Origin of the sequence: Natrarchaeobius halalkaliphilus, from assembly GCF_003841485.1 — an archaeon.
Lineage (GTDB): Archaea > Halobacteriota > Halobacteria > Halobacteriales > Natrialbaceae > Natrarchaeobius > Natrarchaeobius halalkaliphilus.
The window spans coordinates 445,994-462,592 of the sequence record NZ_REFY01000002.1; the positions used below are offsets into that span (position 1 = coordinate 445,994).

The 16,599-nt window shown below is 64.4% G+C and carries 16 protein-coding genes; 10 read left to right on the plus strand and 6 right to left on the minus strand.

Annotated features, from left to right (window positions below; translation table 11 throughout):
* The first annotated feature begins 4 nt into the window (after nt 1–4).
* Nucleotides 5–334, plus strand: coding sequence for a hypothetical protein (locus EA462_RS05795; protein ID WP_124177616.1), 330 nt, complete (start codon nt 5–7; stop codon nt 332–334).
* A gap of 78 nt (nt 335–412) precedes the next feature.
* Here EA462_RS05795 and EA462_RS05800 read toward each other — a convergent pair whose 3' ends face one another.
* Nucleotides 413–1,780, minus strand: coding sequence for a sodium-dependent transporter (locus EA462_RS05800; RefSeq protein ID WP_124177617.1), 1,368 nt, complete (start codon nt 1,778–1,780; stop codon nt 413–415).
* A gap of 106 nt (nt 1,781–1,886) precedes the next feature.
* Here EA462_RS05800 and metG point away from each other — a divergent pair, with 106 nt between their 5' ends.
* The gene (gene metG, locus EA462_RS05805; protein WP_124177618.1) at nt 1,887–3,998 is read left to right on the plus strand and encodes a methionine--tRNA ligase; all 2,112 of its coding nucleotides are present in this window, start codon (nt 1,887–1,889) and stop codon (nt 3,996–3,998) included.
* Between the two features lie 68 nt (nt 3,999–4,066).
* Here metG and EA462_RS05810 read toward each other — a convergent pair whose 3' ends face one another.
* On the minus strand, nt 4,067–6,151 hold the full coding sequence (locus EA462_RS05810) for a serine hydrolase domain-containing protein (protein ID WP_124177619.1): 2,085 nt from the start codon (nt 6,149–6,151) through the stop codon (nt 4,067–4,069).
* A 247-nt stretch (nt 6,152–6,398) separates the two neighbouring features.
* On the opposite strand from EA462_RS05810, the gene pyk reads away from it, so the two are divergent.
* From pyk to EA462_RS05835, 5 genes are all read left to right on the plus strand, one after another.
* Entirely contained in the window at nt 6,399–8,156 is a 1,758-nt protein-coding gene (pyk, locus tag EA462_RS05815) for a pyruvate kinase (protein WP_124177620.1), read from the plus strand.
* Nucleotides 8,157–8,246: 90 nt separating this feature from the next.
* Complete coding sequence (locus EA462_RS05820; RefSeq protein WP_124177621.1) at nt 8,247–8,648, plus strand: DUF7312 domain-containing protein; 402 nt, start codon at nt 8,247–8,249, stop codon at nt 8,646–8,648.
* 109 nt (nt 8,649–8,757) lie between these two features.
* The gene (locus tag EA462_RS05825) at nt 8,758–9,441 is read left to right on the plus strand and encodes a hypothetical protein (protein ID WP_124177622.1); all 684 of its coding nucleotides are present in this window, start codon (nt 8,758–8,760) and stop codon (nt 9,439–9,441) included.
* A gap of 175 nt (nt 9,442–9,616) precedes the next feature.
* Complete coding sequence (locus EA462_RS05830; RefSeq protein ID WP_124177827.1) at nt 9,617–10,441, plus strand: shikimate dehydrogenase; 825 nt, start codon at nt 9,617–9,619, stop codon at nt 10,439–10,441.
* 121 nt (nt 10,442–10,562) lie between these two features.
* Nucleotides 10,563–11,276, plus strand: a complete 714-nt coding sequence (locus tag EA462_RS05835) for a helix-hairpin-helix domain-containing protein (RefSeq protein ID WP_124177623.1) — start codon at nt 10,563–10,565, stop codon at nt 11,274–11,276.
* A 31-nt stretch (nt 11,277–11,307) separates the two neighbouring features.
* On the opposite strand, the gene EA462_RS05840 is transcribed toward EA462_RS05835, so the two are convergent.
* Nucleotides 11,308–11,574, minus strand: coding sequence for an HAH_0734 family protein (locus EA462_RS05840; RefSeq protein ID WP_124177624.1), 267 nt, complete (start codon nt 11,572–11,574; stop codon nt 11,308–11,310).
* Nucleotides 11,575–11,712: 138 nt separating this feature from the next.
* Between EA462_RS05840 and EA462_RS05845 the strand changes: the two genes are divergently transcribed.
* Nucleotides 11,713–12,447: a DUF7117 family protein gene (locus EA462_RS05845; RefSeq protein ID WP_124177625.1), complete on the plus strand. Its 735-nt coding sequence runs from the start codon at nt 11,713–11,715 to the stop codon at nt 12,445–12,447.
* A 68-nt stretch (nt 12,448–12,515) separates the two neighbouring features.
* On the opposite strand, the gene EA462_RS05850 is transcribed toward EA462_RS05845, so the two are convergent.
* Nucleotides 12,516–13,409 carry a bifunctional methylenetetrahydrofolate dehydrogenase/methenyltetrahydrofolate cyclohydrolase gene (locus EA462_RS05850; protein ID WP_124177626.1) on the minus strand — a complete coding sequence of 298 codons (894 nt, stop codon included), beginning with the start codon at nt 13,407–13,409 and terminating at the stop codon, nt 12,516–12,518.
* Nucleotides 13,410–13,574: 165 nt separating this feature from the next.
* Here EA462_RS05850 and glyA point away from each other — a divergent pair, with 165 nt between their 5' ends.
* Nucleotides 13,575–14,822, plus strand: a complete 1,248-nt coding sequence (glyA, locus tag EA462_RS05855; RefSeq protein WP_124177627.1) for a serine hydroxymethyltransferase — start codon at nt 13,575–13,577, stop codon at nt 14,820–14,822.
* 84 nt (nt 14,823–14,906) lie between these two features.
* Here the strand turns inward: glyA and EA462_RS05860 are convergent, their stop codons facing one another.
* On the minus strand, nt 14,907–15,689 hold the full coding sequence (locus EA462_RS05860; RefSeq protein ID WP_124177628.1) for an HAD-IIA family hydrolase: 783 nt from the start codon (nt 15,687–15,689) through the stop codon (nt 14,907–14,909).
* A 230-nt stretch (nt 15,690–15,919) separates the two neighbouring features.
* Between EA462_RS05860 and EA462_RS05865 the strand changes: the two genes are divergently transcribed.
* Nucleotides 15,920–16,390 (plus strand): hypothetical protein, encoded by a 471-nt coding sequence (locus EA462_RS05865; RefSeq protein WP_124177629.1) that lies wholly within the window; start codon nt 15,920–15,922, stop codon nt 16,388–16,390.
* Between the two features lie 12 nt (nt 16,391–16,402).
* Here EA462_RS05865 and EA462_RS05870 read toward each other — a convergent pair whose 3' ends face one another.
* A complete protein-coding gene (locus tag EA462_RS05870; RefSeq protein ID WP_124177630.1) occupies nt 16,403–16,543 on the minus strand; it encodes a rubrerythrin-like domain-containing protein in 141 nt (46 codons plus the stop codon).
* Between the last annotated feature and the right edge of the window lie 56 nt (nt 16,544–16,599).

Genomic DNA, 16,599 nt, shown 5'->3' on the forward strand with positions numbered 1-16,599 from the left:
CGAGATGGCGCTCGATCGAATCGACGGGATCGCGTTCGTCGGCTTCGTTCTGGTGGGCGTAGCGGCGACGGTCCTCGACGGGGCGCTCGCGGCTGCCGCACTGGCTGGCGTGTTGCTCTCGGTCGCGAGCTGGCGACTCTACGGCGGACGACCCTGGGAGGCGCTGGGCTGGCTCTCGTGGGTCGGTGCGGCGGTGACGCTCGTGATCGATCCCGGTGGGCTGACGTTTCTGGTCGCGTTCGGTGGCTTTGGACTCGTCGGGATCTGTCTCCTCGTCGGCGATCGACTCGGGTTCCTTCCGGACGTCTGGACCGTCGGAACAGCGACGAACTGAGCGCTCCAGGACGGTGAACAACGGTGGGATGACGGATAGACTGGCTGTCATCCGCAAACGAGCCCGAACGGATCGACGCTACAGATCAGCGAGCCACTCGCTGAAGGGGCCCGTCAGGAATTCGACGTAGTCGAGGACGCCGAGGGTGAGCGCGACGAACAGTGCCAGAACGACCGGGATACGCACCGCCCAGATCCAGGCGGTTCCGTACCCCCCGAGATCACCGATGCCACGCTCGAGTTCTTCGATCGCGAGCGTCGACAGGGACCACCCGACGAGGATCATCAACAAGAGCCCGCCGAGAACCAGCAGGATCTGGTCGGCAAAGAGGTCGAACAGATCGAGCAGGACGAGGTCGTACGCCGACGGGATGCCGAGCAGAAACATGGCGCCGCCGATACCGATCGCGGCCGTCATCCGGTCGACGTTTCGTTCGTCGATCGCGTAGGAGACGACGACTTCCATCAGGCTGATCGCACTCGAGAGCGCGGCGATGGCGACGGTGCCGAAGAACACCGCCCCGATCAGCCAGCCGAGGGTGAGATCCCCGAAGGCTGCCGCGAGCGAGACGAAGATCGCACCCGCGCCCGGATCGCCCGGATCGATGCCTGCGGTAAAGAGGATCGGGAAGACGATCAGTCCCGTGACGAACGCGATCATCGTGTCGAAGCCGATGACGATCGCGCCGTCCTCAGCGAGGTTTCGGTTCTCGTCGAGATAGGAGGCGTAGGTGATCATCACACCCATCCCGAGCGAGAGGGTGAAAAAGGCCTGCCCGGCCGCGGCGGGCAGGATACTCGTCCAGTTTGCCGCGATTACGTCCCACTCTGGCGCGAGGTAGTAAGCGTAGGCGTCGCTCGCCCCCTCGAGAGTGGCGGCGTATATCGCGAGTCCGATCGTGATGGCGATGATCGCCGGGACCATCACCTTGACCGCGAGCTCGATTCCGCGTTTGACCCCCAGCCCGACGATGAGTATCACCGCAGCCATGAAGACAGCGTGGAGGAAGATCGCGTCGAGACCGCTTGCGAACGTGACGAACTGGCCCTCAGCTTCGCCGGCATCTGCGAGGTAGCCGTCCTGAAGTCCGAGTATCGTATAGCGGATCGTCCAACCGGCGACGACGCTGTAGTACGAGAGGATGACGAACCCCGTTGCGACGAAGATCCAGCCGACGTAGCGCCACGCGCCCCCGCCGATCTCCTTCAACGCGCCGACCGGATTGCGTTCGGTGTGGCGACCCACGACGAACTCGACGAGCATCGCCGGGAAGCCGACCAGAACGATGAATAACAGATACATCAGCAGGAAGCCTGCACCACCCTCCTGTCCGACCTGAAACGGGAAGCGCCAGATGTTCCCGAGGCCCACCGCACTCCCGACGGCCGCCAGGATGAATCCGATACGAGTCGCCCACGTCTCCCGTGGCATGTTGACGGTGCTCATGACATCTTATGGCACGTTATTTTATAAAAGATTGTCGGGAGCGTTAAACAAGTCTCAGCGATCGAAAACCGGCGGGTTTTACGCCGCCCAGCGAAAGAGTACGGGTATGAGCACCGACGAGTTTCCGACGGACCGCCCCGCGGTCGTGACCTGCGGGTTGCCCTACGCCAACGGGGACCTCCACATCGGTCACCTCCGTGGCTACATCGGCGCGGACGCCTTTCGCCGCGCGCTCGAGACCCTCGGACAGGAGACCGCCTACGTCTGCGGCTCGGACATGCACGGCACGCCGGTCGCCGTCAACGCCGAGAAAGAAGGCGTCGCCCCCGAGGCGTTCGCACTCGAGTGGCACGAACAGTACGAGGAGACCTTTCCACAGTTCAACGTCGATTTCGACAACTACGGCCACACGCACGACGAGACCAACACCGACCTGACGAAAGAGATCGTCCGGACCCTGGACGAGAGGGGCTACGTCTACGAGAAGGAGATCCAGGTCGCCTACGATCCCGAGGCCGACCAGTATCTTCCCGACCGGTACGTCGAGGGGACCTGCCCCTACTGTGGCGAGAAAGCCCGCGGCGACGAGTGTGACGAGGGTTGTCAGCGTCACCTTGAGCCCGGCGAGGTCGAGGATCCGACGAGTACGATCACCGGAAACCCGGCCGAGTACCGGAACCGTTCACACAAGTTCTTCGAGGTCTCGGAGTTTTCGGACTACCTGAGCGAGTTCCTCGACGGCCTCGAGGGAACGTCGAATGCGCGCAATCAGCCCCGGCAGTGGATCGAAGACGGCCTACAGGACTGGTGTATCACGCGGGATATGGACTGGGGGATCGACTACCCCCACGGCGACGACGAGGACGGCGACGACCTCGTCCTCTACGTCTGGGTCGACGCCCCCATCGAGTACATCTCCTCGACGAAGCAGTACACGGAACGCGTCGGAGCCGACGAGTACGACTGGGAACGCGTCTGGACGGAAGACGGTGACATCGTCCACGTCATCGGTCGCGACATCATCCAGCACCACACGATCTTCTGGCCGGCGATGCTCGAGGGGGCCGGCTACAACGCGCCGCGAGCCGTCGCCGCAACCGGGTTCATCACCATCAACGGCAAGGGTCTCTCGACCAGCCGAAACCGGGCGATCTGGGCGAAGGAGTACCTCGAGGAGGGCTTCCATCCCGATCTCCTACGATACTATCTGACGACCACGGGCGGCCTCCAGCAGGACGTCGACTTCTCGTGGGACGCCTTCCAGGAGAAGGTCAACGGCGAACTCGTCGGTACGGTCGGCAACTTCTGGTACCGATCGTTGCTGTTTGCCTATCGAAATTACGAGGGAACGCCCGACGAAGACGCCTCCGAGGAAGTCAGCGAGCGGATCGAGGCCGCGATCGGTGACGTCCGCGAAAGCGTCAACGGGTACGATCTGCGCGGCGTCGGCCAGGCCGCAACCCGACTCGCACAGTTCGGCAACGAATACATCCAGCGCAACGAGCCCTGGAAGCTCACCGACGACGAGCCCGAGAAAGCGGCACAGGTCATTCGCGACTGCGTCCAGATCGCAAAGGCCGTCGCCGTTCTGCTCGAGCCGATCACCCCCGACAAGTCACAGGCGCTGTGGGGACAGATCGGCGAGGACGGCGAGGTAGCGAACGCCCACCTCGAGGACGCCCTCCAGTCACCGCCGCGCAACTTCGACGAACCCGGAGAGCTCTTCGAAAAGATCGAAGACGACCGCGTCGACGAACTCGGAGAGCAACTCGAAGCGCGAGTCGCCACCGCCTCGGACGACGAGGGAGAGGAAGCCGAAGGCGACGACACCCCGGCGGACGAACCCGACGATACGGCCGATTCGGGGTCGGAGACGGACGGCCTCGAGCCCCTGCTCGACGAGCGCATCGGCTTCGAAGACTTCCAGAACGTCGACATCCGCGTCGGCCGCATCGAAACCGCCGAGGGCATCGAAGGTGCGGACGACCTCGCGCGACTCGAGGTCGACATCGGCTTCGAGATCCGCCAGGTCGTCGCGGGGATCAAGCAACTGCACGATCTCGATGAGCTGCCGGGGACGAAGTGCGTGCTGCTCGCGAACATGGAGCCTGCGGAGCTGTTCGGCGTCGAATCGAACGGGATGATCCTCGCCGCCGGCGAGGAGGCGGACCTGCTGACGACCCACGACGACGCAGAGATTGGCGAGAAAGTTCGGTAGCGGACCCGCACGAATCTGCACGTTTATCCACGGTATTTCGACAGTCGGCGCGTCCCTGGCCTGCCGGGTTAGAACGGAACGCGAAGCAGGTTCCAGTACCACAGCAGCCAGCAGAAGCCGATCACGCTTGCGACGACGAGCGCGTAGTGGATCCTTGAGAGCCGACCCCAGTAGCCGTCGCGCCAGGAAACGACGGCGTATCCCGCCGACGCGGCGGCACCGCCGGCACCGAGCAGCCCCAGGAGCGAGACGAGTTCGTACGCGAACGGCGGGTCGCTCAACAGCGTGTGCGGGTACAGAACCAACAGTGTAACCACGCCGGCGACGAAGGCGAACAGAGAGGCGATCGAACCGCCGGCGATCCAGCGCGCACGCGCCGGCCCGGCGAACGACAGTCCGAGCGTGGATCGCGACTGGGGTTCGTCACCGACGGACGCTTCAGAAGCACTCGAGGCCGAATCGTCGTTCGATCCCAACTCCGGGCCGTCGCTCGGGTCTCCCCCGCCGAAGCGCCGCCAGCCCCACGACAGCGGCCAGGCGGCCAGCCCGGAGACCATTCCAAGCGCCGTCACGCCGGCGAGTCCGCCGTGCAACGAGAGCGACTCGTGGCGCGAGATCCGTTCGTACGCGTGAAAGCCGGTGAAGAGGTGAGTCAGCTCGCCGCCGTCGTCGCGAAACGCGAGCGTCCCGGTTCCGTCGACCTCGTCGAAGACGAGCGGCTCGCGTTCGATCCACCGGGTCGTCCCGCCGTCACTGTCGGTGACGAGGTATCCGTCGTCGTCGACCGAGACGTCGATCTCGCCGGCCTGTAGCGTCGACGACAGTCGAGCATGGGTGGACTCCGCGATCCGCACGCCGCGGTACGTTCCGGCGAGATCGTCCGTCCGCTCCGGGAGGCCGTCCGGCTCCGTCTCGATCGAGGATTCCGCGTCGGTTCTCGGAACGAACTCCTCGAAGAACGCGTCGAGGACCTCGGCGTTCGCCGCGGCTCCGGTGTTCGTGTTGTACGTGAGAAACAGGCCGAGATCGTACTCCGGGACCAGTAGCAGGTAGCTGTAGAATCCGGGCACCATCCCGTCGTGATGGAGGACTCGAACGCCGCGTCGCTCGTCCTCGAGCAGTCCGAACGCGATGCCGGAGACCGCCTCGTGGTGGGTGAACCACCTGTCCAGCGTCGCGTCGACGGACTCGGACTCGAGGATCCGTCCACCGTCGACGGCCCCGTCGCCCAGCAGCGCTCGCACGAGCTGCGCGACGTCAGTTGCCGTCGCGACCGCCGCGCCCGCGGGTGCGATCTCGAGGCCGAGTTCGGGTGCCTCCCCGACGGTGCCGGCAAAGGCCGTGTAGCCTTTCGAGACGCTGACGCCGTCGGGGACCGGCTGCTCGAACGTGGCGGTCGTCATCGACAGCGGCTCGAACAGCGACTCCGCTACGTAGTCCTCGAAACTCGTTCCCGCAACGTCGGCCACGAGCTGTCCGGCGAGTGCGGTCCCGTAGTTCGAGTACGACGCGATTTCACCGGGCGGTCGAACCCGTTCCGGTTGCGATTCGTTCAACACGTCGGCCAGAGCTCTTCGCTCGTCTGGATCGTCAATCCAGGTACCCCGAAATCGCTCCTCGAAGCCGGCCGTATGGGTCGCGAGGTGGGCGACGGTCATCGGCTCGTCGTACGCGTCGGAAATCGAGACGGACTCGAGGGAGTTCCGGACGTCCTCGTCCGGATCGATTCGCCCTTCCTCGATCAGTTGCATCGCGGCAGTCCAGACGAACGGTTTCGAGACCGATCCGATCCGGAAGGTTGTTTCGTCGGCGTCGACTGGGATTCCATCCGCGCGGTCAGCGTCGCCGAATCCGCGCGCGAGCTCGACACCGTCGCTTCGGACGACGGCCATCGACGCGCCGACGACGTCGTGGTCGTCGAGCAGGTCCGGGACGGTCTCGTCGACGAACGTTTCGAGTCCCTCGAGGTCGACGTCGGGGGTCGTTGCATCGGTCGTCCGTCGCGTCTCGGACGACGAAGGGGATCGACTCGTTGTCGCAGTTTCGGGGCCGGGTTCGCCGCGACCACGCCGAGTGAGGCAGCCCGCGAGCGACGCCGTACCGAGGAGGGCCGATCCCGAGAGAATCCGTCTGCGGGGTAGTCGTCTTGACATCGGTACCGTCTGTGGATTCCAGCAGAATCGGTATATGTATTTTGGTCAATATTTCACCCCCGATATCAGGAGGTGGTCTCGGTGGCGAACGGACAGGCGGCTTTGGAAGGGCGGTCCGACCGAACCGATTGGAGTGGCAATCGACGGTAACCGTGCGCTCGCGTTCGATCGACCGTCAGTAAAAAAACAATACTCGAGGGCGAGTAAGTCCTGTATCTTTTTGACCGTGCTCGCGCTACCTCGAGCCATGAGAAACGCGAAAATCGTCTGTACGCTCGGGCCGGCCTCGAGCGATCGGGACACGATTCGGGAGCTGGCCGAGGCCGGGATGTCCGTCGCCCGGTTGAACGCGAGCCACGGGAGCCGGGAGGACCGCGCTGCCCTCATCGAGCGCGTTCGTGCGGTCGACGAGCGGCGATCGGAACCCGTCGCGGTCATGCTCGACACGCAAGGTCCCGAGATTCGAACCGCGCCGCTGCCGGAGGGGGAGACGGTTACGCTCGAGACCGGAACCACGATCGAGTTCGTCGAAGGTGAGACGGTCACGCCGAAGACCGTCGGCCTCTCGCTGGCCATCGACGCCGTCTCGATGGACGACCGAATTCTCCTCGACGACGGCCTGATCGAGACGACCGTCGTCGAACGAGATGGGGATACGGTCCGGGCGCGCGTCGACACGGGTGGCGAACTGGGCGGTCGCAAGGGCGTGAACGTGCCCGGCGTCGACCTCGACCTCGACATCGTCACCGAAAGCGACCGTGGCGACCTCGAACTCGCCGCGGAGAAGTCGGTCGACTTCGTCGCCGCGAGCTTCGTTCGGGACGCCGACGACGTCTACGAGGTCAGCGAGGTTCTCGAGGGGTTCGGGGCGGAGATTCCGATCGTCTCGAAGATCGAGCGCGCCGGCGCGGTGGAGAACTTAGACGAGATCATCGAGGCCTCGGACGGAATCATGGTCGCCAGGGGAGACCTCGGCGTCGAGTGTCCGATGGAGGACGTCCCGATGATCCAAAAACGAATCATCCGCCGGTGTCGCGAGGCGGGACTGCCCGTCATCACGGCGACGGAGATGCTGGACTCGATGATCCACGCCCGCCGACCGACCCGTGCGGAAGCCTCAGACGTCGCGAACGCCGTTCTCGACGGAACCGACGCCGTCATGCTCTCGGGCGAGACGGCCATCGGCGCGCATCCGGTCGCCGTCGTCGAGACGATGGACAGCATCGTCCGCGAGGTCGAAGACTCCGAGGAGTACGCCGAGTTGCTCGAGCAACGTGTCCCCGCTGCCGGCGAAGCGCGGACGGACGCCCTGGCTCGCTCCGCGCGGTTTCTGGCAAGGGACATCGGCGCGGACGCGGTCGTCGCCGCGACCGAGTCCGGATACACCGCGTTGAAAACGGCCAAGTATCGGCCCGGCGTACCGGTCGTCGCCTCGACACCGACCCAGGAGGTCCGACGCCGACTCGCCCTCTCGTGGGGGATTACGCCGCTGTACGCGCAGGTCTCTAACCAGGGTGCCGACGCCGTCGTCGAGAGAGCCGTCCAGGCGGCTCTCGACGCCGGGATAGCCCAGAGCGGCGATACCGTCGTCGTCCTCTGTGGGATGATGACCGACCTCGAGGGTGCGAACACGACGAACATGCTCAAGGTCCACGTCGCCGCGGAGGCGTTGACGACGGGACGGGTCGTCGTGGACGGGCGGGCGACCGGTCCCCTCACACACGTCGATAGCGGTGACCTCTCGGACGTTCCTGACGGTGCGATCCTGGCGCTTGCCGCGGACTTCGACGAGGAGTTCACCGGCGATGTCGAGAAAGTCGCCGGTATCGTCAACGCCCAGCGTGGAATGACCGGCTATCCCGCCCTCGTCGCGAGGGAGATGAACATTCCGATGATCAGCGGTGCGACCGTCGCTGAAACCGACGGCGGGACGACCGTCACGATCGACGCCGAACGCGGGGTCGTCTACGGCGGCGATACCGGCGGACGTCTCGATCGAATCTGAGACGGTCCGCCGTTTCGCTTTATGGAAATCCGTACGAGCGCTCGAGACTGCGACCGCGGCTTTTTGATGGCTCGCCTACTAGGGGTGGGTATGTCAGACGAGACGTCCGACGTCGACGGTTCGGGTGAGTCCCAACCGACGTCGGACGGTCACGACGCGGACAGCGAGTGGGAGTGGGGGAAAACCGAACCAGTCCCGAGCGAGGATCCGCCTCGAGACGGCTCGAGTGACATCGAACCGGTGTCGACGGCGACGGACACCGACTCCGAGACGGAGAGGGATCGAATCCCCATCGATCTCTCGAGGACGCCGGCCGACGACGATCGGACGGAACCCGACGAAGACGAGGATGAAGACGACCCGTACGCGCCGGAACCCAGCTCCACGCCGATCGTTGCCGGTGAGCCCGACCTCGAGAACGCGCTGTTCGTGATCATCGGGGCACTCGCGATGATCCTCGTCACCGTCCGCCTGATTTGGATCCCATTGTAGCCCGACCGGGATACCCGTCCGCCAGTATAGCCACCGTCGAGTTTCGGTCCGGAGTTCCGACTGGTCGACACAGCTATACGTTTTCCGTGTGTCGAATTTCGACGAACTCATGAACTCGGTCCAGTCGGTCCTCGACCGATACGCCGGCGGGACGCCGTACGAGCGACTCACCCGACAGTTTCTCGAGTTCGATCGGTGGAGCGGCGACGATCCGCTGTTGCTCGTCGCTGAGACTGCGGTCGCGACGACCGGACAGCGATCCGCCGGCGGACGGAACGCGGACGTCTCGGAGTTTCGCGACGCGTTCGTCGCGACGGGACGTGTCGACTCGTTCGAGACACTCGCCGGTCTCGAATCGGAAGACGCGGGTCTCTCGGAGGTCTTCGCCGCGGCACGGACGCGCCGCGTGCTCCTCGAGGTCGCATCCGTCCTTTCGGCGCGTCCCGAAGCGGACGACCTCGCGGCGCTTCGTGGGTGGGCCGGGGAAGCCGACCAGTACCGATACGACGAGGACCCCATCGGCTCGATTTCTGGGATCGGCCCATCGAGCTTTCAGTACCTCCGACAGCTCGCCGGCATGGACGTGGCGGCACCCGACGCGACGGTCAGCCGATTCGTCGATACCGTCGACACCGAACTCGAGTCCGCCACTCTCGAGACGACCTCACCGCTCCTGACGATCGCTTCCTGTGAGTGGCTGGCGATCGTCTCGGCGTACAGTCCCATAGAGATCGATCGAATCGCCTGGTGGACGTTCGCGGACGAAGACGAGCGCCAGGTCGCCCTCAGTTGATTTCCGTGGCTCGGTCACCGACGCGTTCGAAGCCGCCACACGAATCGATATCGGTCGGCCTCGGTCTGACGTGGTGTAATACCGTCGGCTGACGGCGCGTTTCCGTCGACGACCGGGGCGTTCGAAAGTCACATCGGTTATGGGTGTGCCGCATCGAGAGTGAACAGAGATGGCTATGGATGTCTTCGGTCTGCTCGGAAACCCGGTCGGACACTCGCTGTCGCCGCCGATGCACGAGACGGCCTACGACGAGCTCGGACTCGACGCGCGGTACGTCACGTTCGAACCCGAGACGGACGAACTCGAGGCGGCGACCACCGGGGCGGACGCTCTCGGAATCGCGGGACTGAACGTAACCATCCCGTTCAAACAGGACGTCCTCGAAATCGTCGAACCGGACGACCTCGCGGCGCGAATCGGTGCGGTCAACACGATCGACTTCTCGCGGTCGAGCGGGTCGAAAACGGAGCCGCCGACGGGGCACAACACGGATGCAGCCGGCGCGATGCGTGCGCTCTGTGATCACGACGTGACGGTCGATGGCGCACGCGCGGTCGTCGTCGGCGCTGGCGGTGCCGGTCGAGCGATCGCCTTCGGCCTCGCGGACGCGGGTGCGACCGTCGACATCGCAAACCGGACCGAATCGACCGCTCACGATCTCGCCGCGGACGTTCCCGGCGCGACGGGACACGGTCTCGAGACGGACGCACTCGAGACGCTGGTCGGTGACGCCGACGTACTGGTCAACGCGACGAGCGTCGGGATGGAAGAAGACGCGACGCCGGTCCAGGCCGACGTGCTTCACGGCGATCTCGTGGTCATGGATGCGGTTTACCGGCCGCTCGAGACGCGACTGCTGTCAGAGGCGGCCGCCGTCGGAGCGACCACCGTCGACGGGGCGTGGATGTTACTCTATCAGGGCGTCGAGGCGTTCGAACTCTGGACCGACGAACGGGCACCGGTCGGGGCGATGAACGAAGCGCTCCGGGCCCGGCTCTAGGTTCCTCGAAATCCGCCGTTCGTCCCGAGAACGGATCGTGACAATTTGTGTGTGTTTTTTGGCGGAAATACGTGTACGGTATTGGACGAATTTAAGTGCAAGAGACGAGTATCTCTCCACAATGGGAATCCTCCAAACGCTGAAGTCACTGTTGGGGCTCGGTGATTCGAGTCCACAGCGGCGGGAGTCTCGAGAGGTCGGTGTAACCGTCGAACGGGAGAGTTCGCGCGGGGAAGTCGGACACGACGAAGACGATTCGGATCCAGCCGCGGCCGGCTCCGACGCTGCCGGCTCGACGGCATCGCTGACGGAACCGTCGGACGATCCTGACCGGGCCGCCGAACCCGCTGAGGCCGCCGGACCGACCGAATCGGACGCGACGCCGGCATCGGAACCGGACCCGGCGGACGGAGTCAGTCACATCGAGGAAGCCGAGAGCCCCGAACCGACAGACGCCGAGAGTCCCGAATCGAGCGACGAACACGACGGACCGGAACGTGACGAGGCGAAGTCGGACTCGGTGGTCGACGAGACGGGGTCAGACTCCGAGACCGACGAGACGGAGTCTGATTCGGAGTCGAACGAACTCGAGAGCGATTCGGAGTCGGCGACGGAGGACGACGGATCCGACTCTCCTCGAGACGCGGACGACGAACACGGAGAGCCCATCACCTCGATCAAGGGGATCGGACCGGCCTACGCCGACCGCCTCGCGGACGCGGGCGTCGAAACCGTCACCGAGCTCGCTGATGCCGACGCGGCGGAACTCGCCGGCGGCACGGACATTTCGGAGAAGCGAATTCAGGGCTGGATCGACCGCGCAGCGCTTCGGTGACGCCGGCGCGTATTGCCATCAACGGCTTCAGTTAGATAGAGAGATCCGCTTTCGGTCGAACGACGTCGACGTCTTCGGCGTCGACGTGATCGACCTCGAGAAAGTGGGGGATGTAGTTGCGTTTCTCGTAGTCTTCGTACTCCGAGTCGTCGCCAACGGTACACCAGAGCTGGACCTCCTCGGGACCGTTCCACTCCCCGTTTCGGTTGATTCCGAAACAGACCACTTCCTCGTCGTCGTATTCGACGATGGCCCCTGCACGGATTCCGGGATCGCCGTAGATGATGAGTTGCTTCATGCTCGAGCGTTCACAGGAGAGGGGATTAAACGCTTCGAAGATCGAAACGCACCTCGAGAAGACTGGCCCGCTTCGAATGCGCGCCGACGATTGCTCGTGATCGATGGGGCTTTTGAACGGCCCGACGTAGACCCGCCTATGAAGATACGCGGGGAGCGCGAGTGTCAAGAGTGCGGGACCCGCTGGTCGTACTACGAAACGGGCAGCATCGGCTGTCCCGCCTGCGGTAGCCTCCACAGCGTCGGGACGGACGACCGCACCGAACACACCGACCAGCAGGTCGCGTTCGATCTCACGACCGTCCGGTCCGACATCGACGACGCGTCGATCGACGACCTCGCAGACCGGGCTCGAGACCGCTGTCGCGAGTACGTCCGACGACGGGGATTCATCAACGCCGGCGAACTGTGCGACCTCGACGAGACGTACCTGACGGCGAGCGAACTCCACCACGTGGCCGACATCGTCGCTCGAGAGTTCGATCTCGAGGAACGCGAGGAGCTGTACTTCCTCGCGCTGTTGCGTGACGGCGACGAGGGTGAGCGACCGCCACCTGACGACGTTCCGACGACGTTGCGAGCGGGGCGTGGAATCGCGTACGCGAACGCAGTCCGGGAGTACCGACGGGACGTTCGGACCTGGATCGACGTCCACGATCGCGACCTCGCGGCGGGCGAACGGAGCACCCTCGAGACGCTGGGCGAGCACGTCACGCGGATTCGGATGCTCGAGGGGGACGTGAGTCCGCGGACGGCCGAGCGGCTGATCGAGGCCACGCGCGACCTCGCTGACGGGCTCCGGGGAGACGAACTCGCGCTCGGTCGGGCACAGGATCGACTCGCTGCGCTCGAGGGTGCAGACGAACGTGGATAATCGATCGAAGACGGACAAATCGAGCAGCGAAACGGCAGGTGAACGATCTGACGACGAGCCGAGCGGCGCTACGGCAGGTCGACCGGAACGCCTTCCTGGAGGCTCGCGGCTTTGACCGTGTTGTAGAGCAACATCGCGCGCGTCATCGGACCGACGCCGCCGGGGACCGGCGTGATCGCGTCCGCGTTCTCCGCTGCGGTCTCGAACTCGACGTCGCCGACGAGTTCGTAGCCCTTCTCGGTGTCCGCGTCCACGCGATTGACGCCGACGTCGATCACGACCGCACCGTCGTCGATCATCGAGCCGTCGATCAGCTCCGGAACGCCGACCGCCGCGACCACGACGTCGGCCTGACGGGTCTTCGCAGCGAGGTCTTCGGTGCGGGAGTGACAGATCGTCACCGTGGCGTTTCCGTCGTCCGCCTTCTGGACGAGGAGGTTCGCGAGCGGTTTACCGACGATAGCCGATCGCCCGACGATCGTGACGTCCGCACCCTCGGTGTCGACTTCGGTTGCCTCGAGTAACTTCTGGATGCCGTGAGGTGTACAGGGGCGAAATCGCGCATCGCCAGCGACGAGTCGCCCGACGTTCTCGGGGTGAAAGCCGTCGACGTCCTTCTCGGGATCGACCCGGCGGATGACGTCCCGGTAGTCGACGTGATCGGGAACCGGAGCCTGAACGATATAGCCGTGCACGTCCGGATTATCGTTGAGATCCGCGATCGAATCGTACAACGTTTCCGGCGAGGCGTCGCCGTCGACGTCGACGTGAACGCTCTCGATACCGACCTCCTCGCAGTCGCGCTGTTTCATGTTCACGTACGTCTCACTGGCGGGATCGTCACCCATCAACACGGTCGCCAGCCCGGGCCGTGCGCCGGCGTCAGCAAGCGCTTCGATGGAACCCGTCAGTCCGTCACGGATCTCGCTCGCGACGGCGTTGCCGTCGATGATCTCGGTCATTACTCGAGCAAGCGACCGCGAGGCTAATCAACCCTCGGGTTCGTGCTCATATCTGTCTGTCTGTGTCGTGAAATACCCACCTACGTGGATAGATTCGCTCAACAGTAGTGGCTTCACTTGCCGAGGAAGGGTACACTTATACAGCCGTCGAACCCCACATCGATTATGGAACACGAGCACGTTCGGGACGTCGATCCCGCCGTTGCCGATGCACTCGAAGGAGAAGTCGACCGTCAGCGATCGTCACTGCAGATGATCGCGAGCGAGAACCACGCCAGTCGCGCGGTCATGGACGCACAGAGCAGCGCACTCACGAACAAGTACGCCGAGGGCTATCCCGGCTCGCGCTACTACGGCGGCTGTGAGTACGCCGACGAAGTCGAACAGCTCGCGATCGATCGTGCGACAGAACTCTTCGGTGCGGAACACGTCAACGTCCAGCCCCACTCGGGCACGCAGGCCAACCAGGCCGTCTACTTCGCGATGCTCGAGCCCGGCGACAAGATCCTCTCGCTCGATCTGACCCACGGCGGCCACCTCAGTCACGGTCACCCGGCGAACTTCGTGGGCCAGCTTTACGACGTCGAACAGTACGAGGTCGACGCCGAGACGGGCTATCTCGACTACGACGATCTCGCAGAGCAGGCGGACGACTTCGAGCCGGACATCATCGTCTCGGGCTACTCCGCGTATCCCCGCGAGATCGACTGGGAGCGCATTCAGGAGGCCGCCGATGCGGCCGACGCGCTCCACCTCGCGGACATCGCACACATCACCGGTCTCGTCGCCGCCGGCGTTCACAGCTCGCCCGTCGGAATCGCGGACTTCGTCACGGGTTCGACGCACAAGACGATCCGTGCCGGACGGGGCGGGATCGTCATGACGAGCGAGGAGTACGCGGACGACATCGACGCGGCCGTCTTCCCCGGCGGACAGGGCGGTCCGCTCATGCACAACGTCGCCGGGAAAGCCGTCGGCTTCGAGGAAGCCCTCCAACCCGCCTTCGAGGAGTACGCCGAGCAGACGGTCGCGAACGCGAAAGCGCTCGGAGAAGCCCTGGTCGACAACGGCTTCTCGCTCGTCTCCGGCGGAACCGACAACCACCTGGTTCTCGTCGACCTCCGCGAAAGCCATCCCGACACGAGCGGCGGCGACGCAGAGGAGGCGCTCGAGGACGCCGGGATCGTCCTCAACGGAAACACGGTACCGGGTGAGACGCGCTCTGCGTTCGATCCAAGCGGTATCCGAGCCGGAACGCCCGCCCTCACCACTCGCGGATTCGACGAGGACGACTGCCGGACGGTCGGCAACCTGATCGCACGAGTCGTCGACAGCCCGGACGACGAGGACGTCACCGCGGACGTGCGCGAGGACGTCGAGTCGCTGTGTGGACAGAACCCGCTGTACGATTGACATTCTCCGCGCGCTAAAGCGCGAAGCTTTCTCTTTGACACTCCGTAACGATCGGCGTGTTCCAGCGCGAGTTGTCTCGGTAACTCACTCGAGTATCCGCTCGACGTCGGCCAGCGAGTCGAGGACGTAATCCGGCTTCACGGGAGACGACGCGACAGCCGACCGATCCGTCACGCCGGTGAGGACGAGGGCGGTCGTCATTCCGGCCTGCTCCCCGAGCGCGATATCCGTATCGAGGCGGTCACCGACGACGAGCGTGTCCTCGGCGTCGATCTCGAGTCGACGCTTGGCAGCCGATGCGGCGATCGACGATGGTTTCCCGAGAATCGCATCCGGCTCACGTCCGGCGACGGCTTCCATCGCGGCGAGAATCGCTCCGGAGCCGGGTATCGTTCCGCCGTCGACCGGGATCGTCGCGTCGGGATCGGTCCCGTAGAACGGAACGCCGTTCTCGAGCGCATCGAGCGCAGCCGAAAGCCCCTCGTAGGAGAACGCCCGATCGAACGAACCCAGGACCACTTCAGCCTCCGCGGGTTCGTCAGTCAGGCTGACGCCGGCTTCGTCGAGAATCGACGCGAGCCGGTCCCCGCCGACCAGAAACACCCGTTCGTCGTCGTACGTCTCGGAGAGGTACGACGCGGAGACGGTTGCCGAGGTCAACACCGTGTCGGGGCCGACATCGATCCCGTGTGGATCGAGTTTGTCACCGTAGTGGTCGCTCCCGCGCGTGGGGTTGTTCGAAAAGAGCAGGCGCGAACAGCTCGCGTCCTCGAGCGCACTGATCCCCTCGATCGCACCGGGAATCAACTCCGAGCCCAGAACGATCGTTCCGTCGACGTCGAGGATCACGCCCTCGTAGTCGGTCATCGACGCATCGTAGGCCCGGTGAGCGATTGAGTGTTTGGATTCGAGACTTTTGATCGTCAATTTGGACACCGTCCGTCGGCCGGATCGCTCGAGTTCGGAACGGACGTCTGCAGCGCCGTTATTTCGTACGTTCGATGACGGATCGAGCGAGCCAGTTGTGATACCGGTGTGGTCCCTCGCCACGGTCGCATGTGGGAATTCTTATCCGCCGGCCCTCCGTACGCTCCGGTATGGGACTCGAGGTCGAACCGCCAGCGCCGCCGGAACTCGAATTCGTCGACCCGAACGAGTACGATGACGCCACGATCAGCGCCGACGGAGCCGACGAGATCGACTACCGTCGCGAGGAACTCCAGGAGTTCCTCGAAACCGGCGCGTGGGACGACGCGCTCGCGGAGTGGCTAGAGGATACGGACCTCGACGAAAACGAGTACGCCATCGCCCGCGATCTGGATCTCTTCGCGGAGTTCGACTTTTTCTGGGACGACTTTGCGGACAGAGTCGGCTATCACGCACCCGGGATTCCGGAGGACTGGCAGACGCGGGAGTACCATCCCGATCTCGAGACGTGGGGGACGGTCTCTGCGATCAACGCCGAACTGACGGAGTTCGGCCAGATCGTCTCCGTCGTCCTCAAAGAGGAGTACATCGACTGGGAGGCCGAGTACGAACCGCCGGACGATCTCCCGGACTTCGAGTAACGAGCCAACCGCCTACTCGCGTCCGATTGCGATGTTTTGCGTTCGACCGCCACACTCGGGACAAGCGCCCAGCGTGTCGGTGGTTTCGCGGTAGCCACAGTCACAGCACTCGTAGTGTGAGCGGTCGGGCGTGTACGGATCGGTGTAGACCATGTTACATGGGAGGTTATATCACTGATAACGATTGTGTTGGATCAATAGAATCCAAT

Bases quoted from the DNA above. Each gene is read 5' to 3' on its own strand.
- EA462_RS05795 (WP_124177616.1), top strand. From the start codon at position 5: ATGGCGCTCGATCGAATCGACGGGATCGCGTTCGTCGGCTTCGTTCTG.
- EA462_RS05800 (WP_124177617.1), bottom strand. From the start codon at position 1,780: ATGAGCACCGTCAACATGCCACGGGAGACGTGGGCGACTCGTATCGGA.
- metG (WP_124177618.1), top strand. From the start codon at position 1,887: ATGAGCACCGACGAGTTTCCGACGGACCGCCCCGCGGTCGTGACCTGC.
- EA462_RS05810 (WP_124177619.1), bottom strand. From the start codon at position 6,151: ATGTCAAGACGACTACCCCGCAGACGGATTCTCTCGGGATCGGCCCTC.
- pyk (WP_124177620.1), top strand. From the start codon at position 6,399: ATGAGAAACGCGAAAATCGTCTGTACGCTCGGGCCGGCCTCGAGCGAT.
- EA462_RS05820 (WP_124177621.1), top strand. From the start codon at position 8,247: ATGTCAGACGAGACGTCCGACGTCGACGGTTCGGGTGAGTCCCAACCG.
- EA462_RS05825 (WP_124177622.1), top strand. From the start codon at position 8,758: ATGAACTCGGTCCAGTCGGTCCTCGACCGATACGCCGGCGGGACGCCG.
- EA462_RS05830 (WP_124177827.1), top strand. From the start codon at position 9,617: ATGGATGTCTTCGGTCTGCTCGGAAACCCGGTCGGACACTCGCTGTCG.
- EA462_RS05835 (WP_124177623.1), top strand. From the start codon at position 10,563: ATGGGAATCCTCCAAACGCTGAAGTCACTGTTGGGGCTCGGTGATTCG.
- EA462_RS05840 (WP_124177624.1), bottom strand. From the start codon at position 11,574: ATGAAGCAACTCATCATCTACGGCGATCCCGGAATCCGTGCAGGGGCC.
- EA462_RS05845 (WP_124177625.1), top strand. From the start codon at position 11,713: ATGAAGATACGCGGGGAGCGCGAGTGTCAAGAGTGCGGGACCCGCTGG.
- EA462_RS05850 (WP_124177626.1), bottom strand. From the start codon at position 13,409: ATGACCGAGATCATCGACGGCAACGCCGTCGCGAGCGAGATCCGTGAC.
- glyA (WP_124177627.1), top strand. From the start codon at position 13,575: ATGGAACACGAGCACGTTCGGGACGTCGATCCCGCCGTTGCCGATGCA.
- EA462_RS05860 (WP_124177628.1), bottom strand. From the start codon at position 15,689: ATGACCGACTACGAGGGCGTGATCCTCGACGTCGACGGAACGATCGTT.
- EA462_RS05865 (WP_124177629.1), top strand. From the start codon at position 15,920: ATGGGACTCGAGGTCGAACCGCCAGCGCCGCCGGAACTCGAATTCGTC.
- EA462_RS05870 (WP_124177630.1), bottom strand. From the start codon at position 16,543: ATGGTCTACACCGATCCGTACACGCCCGACCGCTCACACTACGAGTGC.